Origin of the sequence: Paenibacillus sp. FSL R10-2788 (assembly GCF_038003885.1) — a bacterium.
GTDB classification, from domain to species: Bacteria; Bacillota; Bacilli; order Paenibacillales; family Paenibacillaceae; genus Paenibacillus_AQ; species Paenibacillus_AQ odorifer.
On sequence record NZ_JBBOQA010000001.1, the window covers coordinates 1,606,256 to 1,624,317 of the forward strand.

14 protein-coding genes are annotated in these 18,062 nt (G+C 44.0%); 11 read left to right on the forward strand and 3 right to left on the reverse strand.

Features of this window, described 5'->3' with window-relative positions; translation table 11 throughout:
• The first annotated feature begins 38 nt into the window (after window positions 1–38).
• From NSQ50_RS07035 to NSQ50_RS07050, 4 genes are all read left to right on the forward strand, one after another.
• Window positions 39–917, forward strand: coding sequence for a sensor histidine kinase (locus tag NSQ50_RS07035; RefSeq protein WP_081386936.1), 879 nt, complete (start codon window positions 39–41; stop codon window positions 915–917).
• Between the two features lie 10 nt (window positions 918–927).
• Entirely contained in the window at window positions 928–1,221 is a 294-nt protein-coding gene (locus NSQ50_RS07040; RefSeq protein ID WP_143760513.1) for an ATP-binding protein, read from the forward strand.
• 5 nt (window positions 1,222–1,226) lie between these two features.
• On the forward strand, window positions 1,227–1,895 hold the full coding sequence (locus NSQ50_RS07045) for a response regulator (RefSeq protein WP_076098888.1): 669 nt from the start codon (window positions 1,227–1,229) through the stop codon (window positions 1,893–1,895).
• Window positions 1,896–2,125: 230 nt separating this feature from the next.
• Window positions 2,126–2,644, forward strand: coding sequence for a DUF6622 family protein (locus NSQ50_RS07050; protein ID WP_036675779.1), 519 nt, complete (start codon window positions 2,126–2,128; stop codon window positions 2,642–2,644).
• 60 nt (window positions 2,645–2,704) lie between these two features.
• Here the strand turns inward: NSQ50_RS07050 and NSQ50_RS07055 are convergent, their stop codons facing one another.
• Window positions 2,705–4,111, reverse strand: a complete 1,407-nt coding sequence (locus NSQ50_RS07055) for an MFS transporter (protein WP_076224186.1) — start codon at window positions 4,109–4,111, stop codon at window positions 2,705–2,707.
• A 111-nt stretch (window positions 4,112–4,222) separates the two neighbouring features.
• Here NSQ50_RS07055 and NSQ50_RS07060 point away from each other — a divergent pair, with 111 nt between their 5' ends.
• From NSQ50_RS07060 to NSQ50_RS07085, 6 genes are all read left to right on the forward strand, one after another.
• Window positions 4,223–5,110, forward strand: coding sequence for a LysR family transcriptional regulator (locus tag NSQ50_RS07060; RefSeq protein ID WP_076141183.1), 888 nt, complete (start codon window positions 4,223–4,225; stop codon window positions 5,108–5,110).
• A 405-nt stretch (window positions 5,111–5,515) separates the two neighbouring features.
• Window positions 5,516–10,099 (forward strand): endo-1,4-beta-xylanase, encoded by a 4,584-nt coding sequence (locus NSQ50_RS07065; RefSeq protein ID WP_340949316.1) that lies wholly within the window; start codon window positions 5,516–5,518, stop codon window positions 10,097–10,099.
• A gap of 243 nt (window positions 10,100–10,342) precedes the next feature.
• Window positions 10,343–10,900 carry an RNA polymerase sigma factor gene (locus NSQ50_RS07070; RefSeq protein ID WP_036675772.1) on the forward strand — a complete coding sequence of 186 codons (558 nt, stop codon included), beginning with the start codon at window positions 10,343–10,345 and terminating at the stop codon, window positions 10,898–10,900.
• On the forward strand, window positions 10,882–12,015 hold the full coding sequence (locus NSQ50_RS07075; protein ID WP_036675771.1) for a hypothetical protein: 1,134 nt from the start codon (window positions 10,882–10,884) through the stop codon (window positions 12,013–12,015). The genes NSQ50_RS07070 and NSQ50_RS07075 overlap by 19 nt, the downstream gene beginning before the upstream one ends.
• A gap of 81 nt (window positions 12,016–12,096) precedes the next feature.
• Window positions 12,097–12,969 (forward strand): hypothetical protein, encoded by an 873-nt coding sequence (locus NSQ50_RS07080; protein ID WP_036675769.1) that lies wholly within the window; start codon window positions 12,097–12,099, stop codon window positions 12,967–12,969.
• Window positions 12,970–13,228: 259 nt separating this feature from the next.
• Entirely contained in the window at window positions 13,229–14,242 is a 1,014-nt protein-coding gene (locus tag NSQ50_RS07085; protein ID WP_051490872.1) for a stalk domain-containing protein, read from the forward strand.
• A gap of 130 nt (window positions 14,243–14,372) precedes the next feature.
• On the opposite strand, the gene NSQ50_RS07090 is transcribed toward NSQ50_RS07085, so the two are convergent.
• Window positions 14,373–15,815 (reverse strand): DHA2 family efflux MFS transporter permease subunit, encoded by a 1,443-nt coding sequence (locus tag NSQ50_RS07090; RefSeq protein ID WP_235219372.1) that lies wholly within the window; start codon window positions 15,813–15,815, stop codon window positions 14,373–14,375.
• 294 nt (window positions 15,816–16,109) lie between these two features.
• Here NSQ50_RS07090 and NSQ50_RS07095 point away from each other — a divergent pair, with 294 nt between their 5' ends.
• Window positions 16,110–16,691, forward strand: a complete 582-nt coding sequence (locus NSQ50_RS07095; protein WP_036675766.1) for a TetR/AcrR family transcriptional regulator — start codon at window positions 16,110–16,112, stop codon at window positions 16,689–16,691.
• 98 nt (window positions 16,692–16,789) lie between these two features.
• On the opposite strand, the gene NSQ50_RS07100 is transcribed toward NSQ50_RS07095, so the two are convergent.
• Window positions 16,790–18,061, reverse strand: coding sequence for an ABC transporter substrate-binding protein (locus NSQ50_RS07100; protein ID WP_143760582.1), 1,272 nt, complete (start codon window positions 18,059–18,061; stop codon window positions 16,790–16,792).
• Window position 18,062 lies beyond the last annotated feature (1 nt).

An 18,062-nucleotide genomic window follows, 5' to 3' on the forward strand; every position in this document is an offset into this window, starting at 1 on the left:
ATTGAGTTCTGAACTAGATAGAAATTTGGAGGAACCTCGTGAAGTTTACATTCAAGGAAGAAAAAATATATGTAAATCTGGTTCGTTTCGTTGGGTCATTGCTCTTAGCAATTTCCTATTACAAAGATTATAGCGGTCAAGGATTCATTAACCTTCTAGGTGGTCTGATCGTGTTGTTGCTATATATGGTGTTGATTTGGGCAAAAAACGCTTGGTGGACTGAAGTGAAATATTATGCTGTTACTTTTATAATGATTTTGATTATATTAGTGCTTCATTATGTTTTTGGCTCACCGAATACAAGTTTACTATGGCCGCTTTATTTTATTATCCTATTTATGAATCGAGTTTATCCCCGTGTTTCTTTTATTGTTGGAATCACTACACTTACTGCTGTTTTTCTGATTTATTCATTGTCCTTAGGCAGTTTTTTAGGGCTGCTTTGTGTAATCCTCGTAGCGCGAAGTATAAAAATCAGAAGAGATGCTCACTACTTAACAACGCTCCACCTTGAAGAGTTAAATAAAACTCATAAAGAGCTGGAGGCTACGCATAACGAACTTCAAGAAGCTATGGTTCATTCGGTACGTTATGCAGCTTTAGAAGAAAGAACCCGGCTTGCCAGCGAAATTCATGATGGACTGGGTCATCAATTGACTTCACTGATAGTACAATTGCAAGCCCTTCAGATTATGCAAGTAAATGATCCTAAAAGAGCAGCTGAGTCCACCAGCCAGTTAATTACTATTGCTCGTCAAGCTATGGCGGAAGTTCGAGTTGCGGTAAAGGAATGGTCAAATGACGAAATGGGTTTAGGGCTAGTTGCTTTAAAAGGCCTCGTAGCCCAAACTCAAAGCAGATCTTCTATACAGTTCAAACTTAATCAAAAACTCGGAAGTCACAGAGTGGCCTATTGAAACAAGTATCGTGTTATATCGAGTTCTGCAGGAGTCATTAACCAATGTGCTTCGTCATTCAAATGCGACTATTGCCAGCATTGATATTGAAGAAGTAAACGATACGATTTACCTTACGGTCACAGACAATGGAGTAACTGCTAAAGAAGAACCTTTAAATTTAGGGTATGGTCTAAATGGCGTAACAAAGCGGTGTAAAGCATCGGGGGGCTACTGTTTTTTTTCGTCTATAGAACCTCATGGCTTTCGCCTGCAGGCAGTCGTTCCCGTTGCATGTAGACCTATTGTGGAAGAGAAGGAGTAGTTCACTTGGATAAAATAATTAGGATTGTACTTGCTGACGATCAGCCTTTCGTCCGGCAAGGATTAAGGTACATTATAGATTCACAACCTGATATGGAATGCGTAGGAGAAGCCTGTGATGGGGAGGAAGCTTACCTTGTTTCACTTGAAACTAAACCCGATATTGTGTTAATGGATATTCAAATGCCTAATTCCTCGGGGCTTGAAGCAACTCGCAAAGTTCTCCGTGTAAGTCCAGAAATTAAGATTGTACTTCTAACCACTTTTGATGTTCAAGCCTATGTTATTGAAGGGATACGTGCAGGCGCAGTAGGGTACTTGTTGAAGGATACGGATATGCAAGAAGTTCTTGCGGGAATACGCTGGGCGAATCAAGGTAATGCAATTTACAGGACACCTACTGCAAGTAAGGCGCTTATAGCAGCCATTTCGAGTGATGCTAAACTAAACAAAACAGAGCAAGCATCAGATGATTTTTCTGAATCTCTGACCGAACGTGAACTTGATGTACTCCAACAAATGGCATACGGGCGCAGGAACTCTGAAATTGCGGAAATTCTGAATATTTCACAGGGCACGGTTAAGACTCATATTCATCGTATTCTCCAAAAGCTTGAGGTCGAAGATCGTACACAAGCTGTTGTATTGGCTATACGGACAGGGATGGTAGAGTAACAGAGGGAGAAGTTGTTCTATAAAAAAATAGCCATGTAGTTAGAAAGACCGGCCACAACCGGTCTTTTTTTGTTTTGTTTGTGGGGTCTGCTCAAACATTGTATATCTCTAGATAGAGGTATCGTTGCTTATAAATCAATCGCTGTGTAGATGTGTTAGTCCCTATGATTTTTTATTATTAGTAAGGCAACACAGTGGAACTGCAACGCTCTATACAAGGAGGAAATATAATGCACATTACAGTCACACAAGTAATTTCAAGCACACCATCATGGGTGTGGATATTATTCATTCTTTTGTTCATAATGGGGATTAAAAATTCTCAGGAACGGCCTGTTATTTTTTCACGGATGTTTATTGCCCCGCTTATTTTTATGGCATGGGGATTACGGACAATAACAACTACTTTTCCTCAATTAGGTCTAACGTTGACGAGTTATATGATCTTTATCATTCCAGGTTTCCTGATTGGCTATCTTTTAAATAAGAGGTACCAATCCTTTGTTAGAAAAGAATCAGTAGTGTTCAAAAAGAAAAGTTATCTTCCATTATTTATTGTCCTACTGAATTTTATTGTTAAATATATTCTGAATGTGATGTTGATTTTTTACCATAGCAGCGTATTTCATATCATTTATTCTTCAGCAAATGGGCTAACTGTTGGATTGTTTTTTGGAAGTATCGTATATACCTTTTATATGCAATGTAAGCTTAAAAACTCTATAAGTGGCAGAAGGGGGATCAATTGATCTCGTTAAAATAACAAAACAAGACCCGTCTGATGACAGGTCTTATTTGTCTGCACTTTCCTATTTGTTAGCGCCCGAATTAGCCGATTCCTGCAATTGCCCTGACTCACGGTGCTTCCGACTCATGAATACCAAAGACAATGCAATTACCGTGAGGATAACCCCAAGGACTTGAAATCCCTCGAAGCTAAACTTACCTCCCATTATGATACCTATTAACAATGAAGAGAGAATGGTTCCCAGGTATCTTGAGGTATTAAATAATCCGGAGGCTACACCGATGATTTCTTTTGGAGAACTTTGGAACAAGGCTGCTTGCAGGCCGACATTGTTCAATCCGTTGCTGATACCAAATGCAGCTAAAGCCACACATACACTGATCACCGGTGAAGTCTGATTTAAGGTCACAAGCCACACTGATCCCAATGTCATCAGGACCCCGGACACCAGCAATGCTGGCCGGGGTCCTGATCTATCGATCCAGCGTCCTGCTATTGGAGCAGTAACCAGCGAGCATAATCCCAGCGTTAGCATGAGAATCCCAGTTTGGAATTCACTGACATGACGTACCATTTGCAAGTAGGATGGAATCCCGAAAAAGAGTGAGTAAAAAAGTACATTAACGAGCATGAATTCAACATTAACCCAAGTCATTGCCGGATATTTGGCAAATGTACGTAAAGGAATAAAGGGTGACGCCGCTTTTAGCTCATGCCGGACGAATGCCCCCAGCAGAATGAGTCCTGTTAGCAAGGTAATGACATGTATTAATGAGATATGTCCGGATGATTTTGCTGAAAGCAATCCAAGGAGCACGCCAACCAGCCCCACAGTGAAGAGCAGGATTCCTGACGCATCAATCAAATCAAACCATTTGCGCAGGGACATTCCCCGGGTAATGGTTGTTGACGGTTCGTCCTTGGGGATATGCCTCCAAGATAATAGAAAGCTCGCCACCACGAATGGAATATTGACGAAAAAGATAGCTGGCCAGTCCCACCAGTGAATAATAACCCCGCCAATAAAGGGTCCAATTGCTGCCGCGCCGGATAGGAAGATGGATAAAACAGACAGTGCGGTCGCTTGTTTCTCCGTAATATGAATCCGCACAATGGCCATTCCAACGGCAACCATCATGCTAGTTCCAATGGCTTGCACAATACGGAACACGATGAGACAGCCAAAGTTTGGGGAGAGAGGAGCTAATAAACCTGCAATGAAGGATACGACAAGCCCGGTAAGAAATATTTTCCTCCGGCCGAATAAATCGCTGGCCTTTCCCATGACAGGTTGAGCGATGCTGCTTGCAATGTAAAAAGAAAAAATAATCCAGGAAACACCTGTATAGTCAAGCTGGAATACATTTTGCAGCCTTGGAATAGCCACAGACACCATCGAAGAATTTAAAGGGTTCAATAAAATCCCCAGACCTACTGAAATCATTAACCACCTGTTGCGAACACTCATTTTAAATCCCCCTAAAGCTTATTAATGTCATCGTACTTGAAATCGATTATTCATTCCAACGCATTTTATGTTATGATCTCATTGACTTGAGGGAATGAATGGAGGTGCGAAATGGAACTTCTGCAACTGCAATATTTTCTCGCGGTAGCTCGGTTGGAACATATGACTGAAGCTGCACGAAATCTACACGTTACTCAATCTTCACTAAGCAAAACGATTCAGCGTTTGGAGGAGGATCTGGGGGTACCTTTATTCGATCGGGTAGGAAGAAAGCTGCGACTGAATGAGTCCGGAAGCCGGTTCCTTCGCCGAGCTGAAAGAGCATTGTTTGAATTGGAGCAGGGAAAACAGGAGCTTAGCGATTTATCCAGTCCTGAACATGGCACACTCGAATTAGCGGTGACGACCGCAAGCACTTTACCCAATATCCTGCGAGAGTTTCGGAAAAAGCGGCCTGATATTCAATACCATGTGCAAATGCTGACCACGCAGGAAATGGTTACGCTTCTTAATAGAGGAGAGGTTGATTATTGCTTATCCTCACCTCCAATAAAAGGGGATGACATCGAATGTCAAATCGTCTTTATCGATCCGATTCTTGTGGCTGTTCCAAAGGGGCATCGGCTGGCTAATCGAGGCAGCGTATCTTTGACAGAGCTAAGGGATGAATGGTTTGTTGGTGTAAAGAGTGGTTATGGTACTCGCGATTTAATAGACTCTGTATGCAAATCGGTTGGATTTGTGCCTAAATATGTGTATGAGGGGGATGAACCTGCAAGGCTTAGCACTCTTGTGGAAGCTGAAATTGGCTTAGCTTTCATACCAAGCACGGCACGGAATTCACGGGAAGATATCCAATACCTCCAAGTAGAGAATCACGAATTGGAAAGGGAGATAGCTTTATTGTGGCACAGGAGCCGGTACATTTCGCAGGCTGCTTTGGAATTTCGGGAGGTAGTTGTAGAATATTTTGGAGCGTTATCCAAACAGACAATTTAATTACGCCGCAGAACAAATAACAAACCAAGTCCCCGTTACCTTCCGTTACGTTCAACGGTCCGTAAGTGGGGTTTTCTTTTGGGTTAAATACGTAGAATCTTTAATCATACATACGTTTTCCTATAATTATGGGGGGTAACACCTTTAATATTAGCGTAGTAGTGCGTAGCAGCGAGGCTGTAAAATAGTGTGAGTACACATGAAAGCGTTTACATATAAGGAGGGGGTCTGTAAGTAAAAAGATTCATTTGTGATGATGTTCTACTGCTCTTCGGAATGATTGTGCCACTGTTGAAATTGAGGATTTAGCAGGTAAAGAAATTAGCGTGGGAATATAGGGCTGGTGCTAATAAGGTAGGTCATTAACTGATTTTTATGAAAATCACTAGAGGAGGAATGCATTAAATGAGTAGAATGCTTAAACAAGTAATCTCGATTTTACTCGCAGCTGCCTTGCTTATTCCGACAAGCTGGATCGCTCCGGTTACTGAAGCTGCGGTGCAGGATACGACAGTATCATCAGATACGGTAACGGTATATCACGAAACTTTTGCGAGTGGCAAGGGTATTGCAGCTCAAGCAGGCAGTGCTAGCCTTACACCTGTGACCGATAAAGTTTTTGCGGGCAATGCTGACGGTGCAGCTTTATATGTAAGCAACCGAGCGAATAACTGGGACGCGGCTGATTTTAAATTCAGCGATATGGGCCTAGAAAACGGCAAAACCTACACGGTAACTGCATCCGTGTATGTAGACGCTGATGTGATTGTACCTAGCGGTGCCCAAGCTTATCTTCAAGCGATAGGCAGCTACGCTCTTTTGGCAAATGTGAATTATGAAGCAGGCCAAGCGGTCACCTTGACGAAAGAATTTACCGTGGATACGGACAAAGATACAACGCTGCGTGTTCAATCCAACGATGACGGGAAAACGGTTCCGTTCTACATTGGGGAGCTCCTCATTACAGCAAAAAAAGCAGTGACGGAAACGGATAAAGAAATCTATCACGAAACTTTTGCGAGTGGCAAAGGTTTAGCCTCACAATCAGGTAGCGCTAACCTAACCCCTGTCACCGGAAAAGTTTTTGCGGGCAATGCTGACGGGGCAGCTTTATATGTAAGCAACCGAGCGAATAACTGGGACGCGGTTGATTTTAAATTCAGGGATATGGGCCTAGAAAACGGCAAAACCTACACGGTAACTGCATCCGTGTATGTAGACGCTGATGTGACTGTACCTAGTGGTGCCCAAGCTTATCTTCAAGCGATAGGCAGCTACGCTCTTTTGGCAAATGTGAGTTATGAAGCAGGCCAAGCGGTCACCTTGACGAAAGAATTTACCGTGGATACGGACAAAGAAACAACACTGCGTGTTCAATCCAACGATGAAGGGAAAACGGTTCCGTTCTACATTGGGGATGTATTGGTCACAGAAAAGGTGGCTACAGTAGAGCCAACTCCAACACCAGAAACACCTAGAGACCCAGCTTTACCTTTTACCACTGTTACTTTTGAGGATCAAACGGCAGGTGGTTTTGAAGGCAGAGCAGGTACTGAAACGCTTACGGTTACTAATGAAGCGAATCATACAGATGGTGGTTCATACGCTTTGAAGGTTGAGGGCAGAACCAGTACATGGCATGGGCCGACATTACGTGTGGAGAAGTTTGTGGACAAAGGCTACGAATATAAAATTTCGTTATGGGTCAAGCTGATCCAGCCAGCAAGCTCGCAGCTTCAGCTGTCCACGCAGGTTGGCGATGGAAGCAGCGCCAATTATGTGCAGCTCGCACCTAAAACCATCAGCGCAAGCGATGGCTGGATTCAGTTCGAGGGAACTTACCGTTATAACAATGTAAGCAGTGAGTATTTGACCATTTATGTGGAAAGCTCCAGTAATAGCGCGGCCTCATTTTATATCGATGATATTAATTTTGAAAAGGTAGGCTCTGGCCCGGTTGATATCGAAAAAGATCTTGTGCCGATTAAGGATGCTTACCAGAGTGATTTTCTGATCGGAAATGCGATAACCGCTGAGGATCTGGAAGGTGTCAGACTTGAGCTTCTGAAAATGCATCACAATGTTGCTACGGCAGGTAATGCCATGAAGCCGGACGCGTTGCAGCCTACGAAGGGCAACTTCACGTTTACCGCGGCAGATACAATTGTAGATAAAGTACTGGCTGAGGGCATGCAGATGCATGGACATGTGTTGGTATGGCATCAACAATCGCCTGCATGGCTGAATACAACAACAGACGCAGCTAACAACACGATCCCCTTGGGACGGGATGAAGCTCTTATGAATTTGCAGACCCATATCCAAACCGTTATGGAGCATTTTGGTGACAAGGTGATCTCCTGGGATGTTGTAAATGAGGCGATGAGCGATAACCCATCCAACCCAACAGATTGGAAAACTGCGCTGCGTTCCGCCCCATGGAAAAGTGCTATTGGAGCAGATTACGTAGAGCAAGCCTTCCTGGCGGCAAGAGAAGTGCTGGACACGCATCCAGATTGGGATATTAAGCTCTATTACAACGATTATAACGAAGACAATCAGAATAAAGCGCAGGCCATCTACAGTATGGTCAAAGAAATCAATGATAGGTACGCGCTGACTCACCCTGGCAAATTGCTTATCGACGGGGTTGGCATGCAGGGGCACTACAGCATCAATACGAACCCAGAGAATGTGAAGCTATCCTTGGAAAAGTTCATTTCCTTGGGTGTCGAAGTAAGCATAACTGAGCTGGACATTCAGGCCGGAAGCAACTATCAGCTTTCTGAAAAGCTTGCTAATGCGCAGGGTTATCTGTATGCACAGTTGTTAAATATCTTCAGGGATCACGCTGATTCTATCAAACGTGTTACCTTCTGGGGAATGGATGATAACACAAGCTGGAGAGCTTCATCCAATCCGTTGTTATTCGATAAAAATCTGCAAGCTAAGCCGGCTTACTATGGCGTTATCGATCCTGATACCTTCATTGAAGAGCATGAGCCTGAATCAGTAGAAGCCAATCAATCTACTGCCAAATTCGCTGCACCTGTTATAGACGGAACAGTTGACGAGATCTGGAGCCAAACCGCTGAGATTCCGGTCAATCGGTATCAAACCGCTTGGCAAGGAGCGAGTGGAGTAGCAAAAGCACTCTGGGATGATCAATATTTATATGTCCTAGTCCAGGTGAGTGATACGCAGCTTGATAAGAGCAGCGTGAATGCACATGAACAGGATTCGGTTGAAATCTTCGTGGACCAAAATAATGGGAAAACGACGTTTTATCAAGATGATGATGGCCAGTACAGAGTCAATTTTGACAACGAGACTTCATTTAATCCTTCAAGTATCGCAGCCGGCTTCGAATCGGCAACCCAGATTTCCGGAACAAACTATACGGTTGAAGTGAAGATTCCACTTCAAGGGATCACTCCGGACAACGATAAAAAGCTTGGTTTCGATGTACAGATCAACGATGCTAAAGAGGGCTCACGTCAAAGTGTCGCGGCTTGGAACGATACGAGTGGAACTGGGTATATGGACACATCCGTTTATGGTGTGCTTACTTTAAAGGGGAAATCTGCCGGTCCGGAACCAACCCCAACGCCGACAACAGCACCGACACCGACACCGACACCAACGAGCCCAACCGATCCAACAGACCCAACTGACCCAACAGATCCAACGGATCCAACAAACCCAACGGAACCATCGGCAACCCCGACACCTGTTCAAACAGCGACGCCAGCGCCAACAAATGCACCAACGGGTAGCAGCACCGGTAATGTTGTATCAACTCCACAACCTGGAGCCATTACAAACAAAGATGGTATTGTTACGATTAAACTGGAGGTAAAGTCCGATAATGGGTATGTCATAGGTACGATCTCCAGCGACAACATGAAAAAAGCGCTTGAACTGGCTAGTGTAGCGGCAAACGGCAAGAAACAAATTATCATTGAAGTGCCAAAGCAAACGGACACGAAAGGGTATGATATACAATTACCGACCCAAAGTCTAATGGGGAAAGAAAACTATGAACTATTGCTTAAGACGGAAAAAACCACAATTCAAATTCCAAGCAATATGTTGTCCAATGTAACAGACAGTGCTGAACAAGTATCCATACGAATAAATAAAGTCACCACGGACAGCTTGGAAGCAGCTACCCGCAATATGATTGGCAACCATCCAATTATCGGTCTAAGCTTAGTAGCAGGTGACAAAGTTATTCCTTGGAATAACCCTAACGCACCTGTAACGATAGCCATTCCTTACGTGCCGACAGCGGAGGAGCTTAACCATCCAGAGCTTATCGTCGTTTGGTACATCGATGGCAAAGGCAACGTAATGCCGGTTCCGAACGGTCGATATGATGCTGCAACCCAAACGGTTGTCTTTCAAACAACCCACTTCAGCACTTATGCAGTAACCTTCGTAAAGAAAGACTTCGGAGATCTGCAGAATCTGTCATGGGCTAAACAAGCTATAGGCGTTATGGCGGCTCGCGATATCATCAAAGGAACGTCGGTGAACAACTTTTCACCTGCAGATTCAATCAAACGAGCGGATTTCATTGCTCTCCTCGTAAGAGCGCTTGAACTGAAGGGAACGGGCAAAAGTGCAATAATGTTCAACGATGTCCAAAAGACGGACTATTATTATGATGAACTGGTCATCGCGAAGGAACTGGGAATTGCTACAGGTTTTAAAGATGATACGTTCAGACCCAATAGCAATATCTCCAGACAAGATATGATGGTGCTGACAGCACGCGCGCTGGCGGCAGCCGGCAAGCAAGTTAAGGCGAGCGGTACTGTAGCTGCTTATCTAGATGAAGCAAGTATATCCAGCTACGCAAAAGACAGCGCATCATTGTTGATCAAATCCGGAGTCGTAAACGGAAAGAATAATAGAATTGCGCCGAACGATACGCTTACCCGTGCTGAAGCGGCAGTCATCCTGTACCGTATCTGGAAGCTGTAGTCCCGGCAGCAGAGAAAAAAACTCTGAATTAGCTCATGTTCATTTTTAATCTGAAGAGCGGAAATACGTGTATAACCATCCCTTGCGTTCTTCTGTTTTAAGCATCGCTGCTCACCTCCCTGCGGAGAGGAGCAGCGATTTTTTTGTGTATGTTCCGTTAAATCGGAGCTAAAACGGAAAAAAATGTCACGAAACAGACCGCTCAAGTGTTATAACTGTACTGATAGTAGAAAGGAGACAGTCGTGGACTCTATTGAAGAAAAGATAAAGCGGGTACAAGCGGGGGAAGTCTACCTTTTTTCAGATATTATCAGACTCTACCAACAACGGATCTACCTCTACTGCTTTCGCTTGTTGAACAATAAGGAAGAAGCCGAGGATGCGGTTCAGGACATATTTATTAAGGCTTATCAGAACATCGGCCATTTTGAGTCTCAGGTGAGTTTTAACTCATGGCTCTACAGGGTTTCCTATAATCATTGCCTGAATCAACTGCGCCGGAAGAAATTTCAAAATCAGCTGCGAAAGTTACTCAGACAGGATGTAACCACTAAAAGCGCTGAACAAATGGTAGAAAATCAGTTGTTCAGTGAATCCGTGGCCTCTGCCCTGGAAAAGCTTAGCGTGGAGGAACGCAATCTGTTGATTTTGCGCATTTTTGAAGATAAATCATTTGCAGAAATTAGTGAAATTCTGGGTAAAAGTACGGTCACAGTTAGGAAACGGTACGAGCGGACAAGGTGCAAGCTCAGAGAAGTCATTGAAAGAAAGGAGAAACAACTATGCGCAAGGACGAATTGACTTCCGAAGAGTTGTTTCTGAAGGAGGGGGATAATTCTGCCAAACTTCCGCTGGTTGATGTTCATGATTCTGTAATGCAAGCCATCGGGCTAGGTAATGGTCACCTTGCTGTTAAGCCTGTACCTCACCAGCAGGAGGGGGACATCCCAGATATTATGCATAGAGTGGAGCCAGAAACCTATGCCAAACGATACCGTAAGCGCATGTGGAGCAGGCCTGTAAGGAGATGGGCAGCGGTGCTGATCCTGGTTGTCTTGGTAGGAGGCAGCTATTCCTTGTTTAAGGAGAGTCCCTGGCAAGCTGCCAAATTTCAATATGAGGTGCTGCCATACGAGCCGCTTCTTGCAACGAAGGAAGGGGGGACGATTGAAGTATCTAAGAATCCGTTAGTTCCTTCAAAGGTAAAAATTCCTCAGAGAGTGGCGACCAAAGAAGAAGAGCTGCTGAGTGAAAAAAATTTAGAGGCATATAGAGTTGTAGAGAAATTATTACTACCGGGAGAGGGCGCTTCTTACGTGTTAAAAAAGGAAGGTGCTGGAGATGAACGTCCTCAGCTTGGCAGAGTTATTCCTGCGATGCTATTTAATGATTATTCCAGTTATTTAGCCAAAGCAGAAGAGTATAAGGTGCCATATTTGCCACGTCCGGAGTATCTGCCAGAAGGGTATGTTTTTGATCAAGCATGGATACAACCTGATTTTGAGGTCAACGAGAATGAACTGCTTGCCCTGACTGATGGTATAAAGCTGGAAGGCGGTTACCGGGTTATGTGGAAAAAAGAAGCTACGGCCAGTATTAATTATGACTATTCGTCGATGAGATACAAAAAAGGGGAGAGTATGGTAAGAATTAATGCCAAACACATCAAGGCAAAGTCCGGAACGGTGGAAAGCTTACTAAGGACGAACACCACAATCGTACAGAATATTCTTGTTAACGGAACCCAACTGATCTATACGGAAACTACAAACAATGAAATAAAGTTGGGGTATAGATACAGACTTGTCTGGACGGATCCAGAACAAAATGTAGTATACGATATGACTGCTGCACCGGAGTCTTCTTCTTTAACCAAAGAGGAGGTTATCCGAATTGCTGCCGACATGATGAAATAAGTATAGAAATTTGATGTCACAAATCCGGTAACGTAAGTGTTATGTAAGAGTACTACATATACAGGAAGGTGAGGTATTTTAATGAATAATAGAAAAACACTCATTGCCATGACCAGTATGACCCTAATGTTCGGTTTAGGTTATGGCTTCAAAGGAGAAGCTTACGCCGAGAAGACTGTTGCTCAGTCTGTGGAAGAAACCGCCATTAAGGCGGAAGTCAAATATATAGCTCAGGGCATCGATGAAGCTGCCAAAGCGAAAACAGATCAGGAACAAAAAAAATTCAAAAATCTCAAAGATCTGCAGCAGAAAGCATTAAGTGAAGAGCTTAAACCTGGAGAAATCAGATATGTGTATATTAATGACAAGGAATATCAAGCCTATGCTAAGGGATCACCCACTGCGGGTGCATATTATTCCCTTTCGTTTAATACGTATAATGAATATGTGGAAAAGTATGCTGCCGGCAATACCTCCATGCCACTGCAATTGCAAGAGCCTCCGGAAGGCTACAATTTTTTCAGGGCAATTGTTTCTCCATATATGACGAAAAAAGAACAGGATAAGATATACTATCAAGTGATCGCCGAGGGTAAGGCGTCCGATAAGAAAATATATGTAAAGAAATTGCAGGAGAAGCGTACAGCTATCAACATCATCTATAATATGACCACAGAGAAAAATGGTAAAAGAGGAGTTCTTGCCATCGCTGCCGAACCTGCAGGACCTAAGGATACGACTGTTGAATCCGAACCAGCAAATGCACAGTCGCAGAAGCTAAAAGTGAGTGGCCAAGAGGTGGTATACACACCTATTGATAAGATGGAGTACAAGTCAGTTGCATGGATGAATCCAAAGACCCGTGTCAATTATATTATTCGGGAAACCGGTGGACACCTGACCAAGGAGGATTTGATTGCTTTGGCAGGACAGATCATTGAAGCTTCGGCGTAGAATGATTCTAAGACACTTACTAATTAATTTGATTAAGGCAGCCCCCAGGGCTGCTTTTTGGTTTGAGTATAAAGATCTATAGTATTCACGCTATTTAGGAGATTAAAAGCGAAATGTGGCGTTGGCAATGGAAATGTGTCTTTTTTAAGTATTCACAAATAAAGAACGAATATCCTATCATTCCAATATTTACAATATTCGATATAAAGTGATATAATTTTCGAGATTCATATACATAAACATGAAAGAAGAGTGTAAGATGCTAAAGGTAACAAGTAAAAAAGTCATGTCAATTATTACAGTTAGCTCAATGCTGTTGGCTGTGGGTGCAGTCGCTTACGCAGACACGACATTGAAGAAGATTTCTGCATATCAGAATGCGGCCATCAGCATTGAAGTGGATAATCAGAAAGTGAACCTGTCAAGTAGTGAAGGAACAATGTACCCAATTATCTATGAGGGACATAGCTATGTATCCGCCAAGGCTGTATCTGAAGCACTGGGGGCAACCGTGAAATGGGATAACAGTCGTCAAGCTGTTGTGATCACATCGGCGAACGGCGGAACATCTACATCCGTTGTCCCGGATAAGGACAATACCGTTGCACAAGCTACTGCGAAGCCAGCAACCGTATCTACTCCGCCTGCAACCGAGTCCACACCGCAGGCAACACCAAAGCCTGCTGCCTCATCTTCCGCTACGACTTCCAGTAACAGCGGCGCTTCGTTTGCAGATGCAGTGAAGTTAGGTACTTCTTTTACTTATACGGACCTTGATAACAATTATAGCCCTAAAGGTGATTCAACATCTGTTCAATATACTTTCACTATCAATAAGGTTACGTCGACTACTCTCGGACAATTACATGCTCTTGGGTTTGAGGAACATGTCACTGATCCCGATGTAGCTGTAGATTATGTCCTGCTTGATGTAACGCTTAAGGTGAAGAACGCCACTCTTGTAAAAGGTAGTCAGGACCAAGGGCGGAAGTTCCTTTCAAGTTTTACACCTACCATTTGGGGGGTAGAAACATCCAGTGGACAGTACTATATTGGTGGCTCTAGTGATTATTTTGAGGGATCTCTCGGAGAAAATATCGAAAAGTTGTTAGCTGATTTTCCTGAAGTCACCCCAAGTAAACCGGGTTCTTTTGAAGCTTCGGGTAAAGTTATTCTGCCAATAATCAAAGGCAAGGAGAACAACCTTGTTCTTTATAGAAACGATAGCAAGCTTGAGTCCGACAAAAGGTCCATCTATTTTAAACTGAAATAGTTATGCAAGTTAGCAGATGGTTTGGTCGCTAATTGTTGTAATAAAGATCAAACTAAAAAGAGATCAACGATGTCATTCATCGTTGATCTCTTTTTTATGATTCTTAAACAGTGCTGATAACTTCTATATATCAAGCTTCTTTGGCAATGACTTTTTTTAGCTTCACTTTGGGTTCTTGCTCAGGATCAGGCGCTTGCCCAACACGTTTAATAAAGAAAGATAGCAGCAGACCGAGGATGCCAATTCCCACAATCACTAGATAGGAATCATTGATCCCTTGAATGGATGCTTCCATAATCATATGTTCCTGTGTTCCGTTCTGTGTGCTGCCAGAGGCCAGCATATCCTTCATATGCGTTGTAGTACGGCTCGTCATTACGGTGACGAGCAGGGAAGTCCCGACGGCGCCAGCTACTTGTCGAATGGTATTTGAAATCGCTGTACCATGCGCACTAAGCTTGGCGGGTAGTTGATTTAGACCCAAGGTTTGTATAGGCATGAGAAGGAGAGCCATCCCGATCCGGCGGCCTGTTGACATGTATACCAGATACATGTAGCTGGTTGAGTCGGTTAAGTTCACAAAGCTTAGAGTCGTTGCAATTGTAATTAATAATCCGATGATGGCGAGCCATTTCGCTCCGAACCGGTCGAACAGCTTTCCGGTTACCGGCATCAACAATCCCATTACGAGTGCACCGGGAAGCAGCAGCAAACCGGACTCCATCGCTGTAAAACCGCGGGCATTCTGCAGGTACAGAGGCAGCAGCATCATATCCGCATACATCACGATTGTAACTGCGATACTGATGACAGTCGTTAAGGAGAACATATTGTATTTAAAGGCCCGGAGATCAAGCAGTGGATTTTGGGAAGCCAGCTGTCTCCAAGTAAATAAGCCAAGGGAAAGCACACCTGCTGCTAAAGACAATAACACTTCTGCGCTCGACCAGCCTGCACTGGCGGCGCGGCTGAAGCCATACAGCAAGGTTCCAAAACCAATGGTAGAAAGAGTTACGCTAACAATGTCCAACTTGGGAAAGATGCGTTCTGATACATTTTTTAAATAAATAAATCCGCATATGATTACAATGACGGTCAAAGGAATCATGCCATAAAACATAGTCTCCCAAGAATAATGTTCCAAAATATATCCAGCCAGAGTAGGTCCAATCGCAGGTGCGAAAATAATGGCTAGCCCTACCATCCCCATGGCGGCCCCTCTCTTTTCAGGAGGGAACAGGGTCAAGATGACATTCGTGAGCAGTGGCATGATAATCCCGGCACCAGCTGCCTGAATCATACGCCCGGTCAACAGAACAGGGAAGTTTGTCGCGAGGGCCGATACGATCGTTCCAGCCAAAAATATAAACATAGAAGCTTGAAAAAGCTCTCGCGTCGTAAATCGTTGCATTAGATAAGCTGTAATTGGAATTAGAACACCATTAACCAGCATATATCCCGTTGTCAGCCACTGAGCTGTAGCCGCCGAGATATTAAAATCATGCATTAACTCCGGAACGGCAACGCTCATTACCGTTTGATTCAGTGTCGCAAGAAAGGCGCCCAAAATCATAATGAATAAGATGGGGCCCTTTTTCACGGAACTGCTTGTTACTTCTGTCTTTGTACTCACTCCACTCCATCCTTTCAACTCGTCGATCATGGACTAAATTTACAGTGTGTTGTATAGTTTACAATGCATGAATTAGATTATAAATGAAATTTTCATGTAATCAAGCAACAATTTGCGAAAAAATGTAAAGTAGTTTACATTCGTTCTGAAAATGTAGTTTTTTCTTTTTAAAAAACAACAATTATCTAAAATATGTAGCTTACAATATGAAAGTAAAAGATTGGAGAGTACAAGATGAATAACACAACGCAACGTACAGATCCCCGGGTACTTCGAACACGTCAATTGCTTAGAGATGCTGTGATTGAATTGCTTGAGGAAATGGATATTGAGAAAATATCAGTAAATCGTATTGCAGAGCGGGCTAAAATCAATCGGGTTACTTTTTATCTGCACTATCGGGATCTCCCGGATATGCTGGAAAAGATGGCGGATGAGATGGTGGAGGACATTCTACAAGTGGTGAACAACGATGACAACCATCACCAGTCGGTTGATGAAGAGAATTTGAGGATATTAGAAAGTCTGCTTAAGCATATTGCGGAAAATGCAAAATTCTACAAGGTCATACTCACATCCAAACGAAGCCCGATTTTTACAGATCGCCTGTTTAATTTGATGGCGGAAATCATTTCTGCGCACCAGGAGAAAAAGGAGGGGACTGCTGATCATTCAAAGACGCCGATACAAAAGGACATTGCCGTTTGGTACGGTTCAGCAGCTCTAATCGGCACGGTTATTTCTTGGCTCCGAGATGACATGCCCTATACGCCTGTGTATCTTGCCAGACAAATTAGTATGCTGCGTGCGAACTAGCAACGGGTTCCGACTAATGAACGGAGAGGAATTAAATGAACACGAACAAACAGCCACGCATCGTTGCGCGGCTGTTTGTCGTATTTAGAGCAGGTAAATCACTGCACACTGAGATTATCCCAGTTGACTTGGAATTCCTTCAACATCCCTTCTTTGGTCAGCTTGCCGCCGAGATACCCTTGTATGCTGCTGGATAATTCCTGTGGCATCCCGTTCGGCAGACGGGTCCAGTTCCAGGTCAGCGCTTGATCTTTATCGGTATAGGCCAGCACCTCAGCACCTAGTGCTCCAAGATCTTCTTCGGTTCCCTTAATGTTGTCGAGCGCAGGGATGAATTGGAATTCCTTGGTGATATATTTTTTTCCGGTCTCGGAGGTGACGAGCCAATTCAGGAAGACCTTGGCCTCCTCCTTAACGGGAGAGTTTTTATTGATAACCCAATTGCTGGGTACGCCTACATAAAGCTTGTCGTTGTCTTCGGGAGTGTCGTCAATGGGCATGGGCAGGAGGCCCAGATTAAGATTGGGATCGATGCCGTCGATCTGTCCTTGTGTCCAGTTACCCTGCTGCATCATCGCAGCTTCACCGCTCGCTAGCATAGTGACTTGAGTATTATAGTCGGTCGAGAGCGGGTTCTTATTGCCGTACTCTACAGTAAGGTCAAGTAGATCGATCCACTTGGAGAAAATAGGGTCTCCGGCGAAGGTTTTGGAACCGTCTGTAAGTCCGGCGATGAATGCCTCCGGATCAGGCTGCTGGGCGAAAGGTACGTTTACATTATGATTGCCAAGCACGAACCATTCTTGGTAACCATTCGCAAAAGGTGTGATGCCTGCCGCTTTTAACTTCTCGGAGGCTTCGCGCAGAGCGGTTAGCGTTAATGGCTTCTCGGTGATTCCGGCTTTCTTAAATAGATCCTTATTATAGATGAAGCCGTATCCTTCCAGATTCATCGGCATCCCATAGAGTTTGCCATCGATGGTCATTTGTTCTGCTCCGAGTGGCTTTACATCCTTGGCCCAAGCTTCGCCGCTCAGGTCCTCCAGATATTCCAGCCACATATCACGTTCATTGTTGCCGCCGATGGTGAAGATATCCGGCTCATCTCCGGAAGAGAATTTGGCACGCAGCGAGGCGCCATAATCGGTCCCGCCTCCCACGCTTTGCACCTCAAGCTTAATATCGGGATGTTCTTTCTCGAATTCGGTCTTGAGCGAAGCCAGCGCTTCGGATATTTCAACCTTGAATTGGTAGATATGCACGGTTTTTACTCCGTCTGCATTGTCGCTGCTGCGTCCGCAACCGGCTGTCAGAGCAGCCAGCAGCAGGGAGCATGCGAGGAGAATTCCACGTTTTGTTCTCATATTCATT

Excerpts from the sequence above, each read along its gene's own strand:
- NSQ50_RS07075 (WP_036675771.1), top strand. The coding sequence starts at position 10,882 with ATGCGCAAGGACGAATTGACTTCCGAAGAGTTGTTTCTGAAGGAGGGG.
- NSQ50_RS07080 (WP_036675769.1), top strand. The coding sequence starts at position 12,097 with ATGAATAATAGAAAAACACTCATTGCCATGACCAGTATGACCCTAATG.
- NSQ50_RS07060 (WP_076141183.1), top strand. The coding sequence starts at position 4,223 with ATGGAACTTCTGCAACTGCAATATTTTCTCGCGGTAGCTCGGTTGGAA.
- NSQ50_RS07095 (WP_036675766.1), top strand. The coding sequence starts at position 16,110 with ATGAATAACACAACGCAACGTACAGATCCCCGGGTACTTCGAACACGT.
- NSQ50_RS07050 (WP_036675779.1), top strand. The coding sequence starts at position 2,126 with ATGCACATTACAGTCACACAAGTAATTTCAAGCACACCATCATGGGTG.
- NSQ50_RS07055 (WP_076224186.1), bottom strand. The coding sequence starts at position 4,111 with ATGAGTGTTCGCAACAGGTGGTTAATGATTTCAGTAGGTCTGGGGATT.
- NSQ50_RS07090 (WP_235219372.1), bottom strand. The coding sequence starts at position 15,815 with ATGATTTTGGGCGCCTTTCTTGCGACACTGAATCAAACGGTAATGAGC.
- NSQ50_RS07100 (WP_143760582.1), bottom strand. The coding sequence starts at position 18,061 with ATGAATATGAGAACAAAACGTGGAATTCTCCTCGCATGCTCCCTGCTG.
- NSQ50_RS07065 (WP_340949316.1), top strand. The coding sequence starts at position 5,516 with ATGAGTAGAATGCTTAAACAAGTAATCTCGATTTTACTCGCAGCTGCC.
- NSQ50_RS07085 (WP_051490872.1), top strand. The coding sequence starts at position 13,229 with ATGCTAAAGGTAACAAGTAAAAAAGTCATGTCAATTATTACAGTTAGC.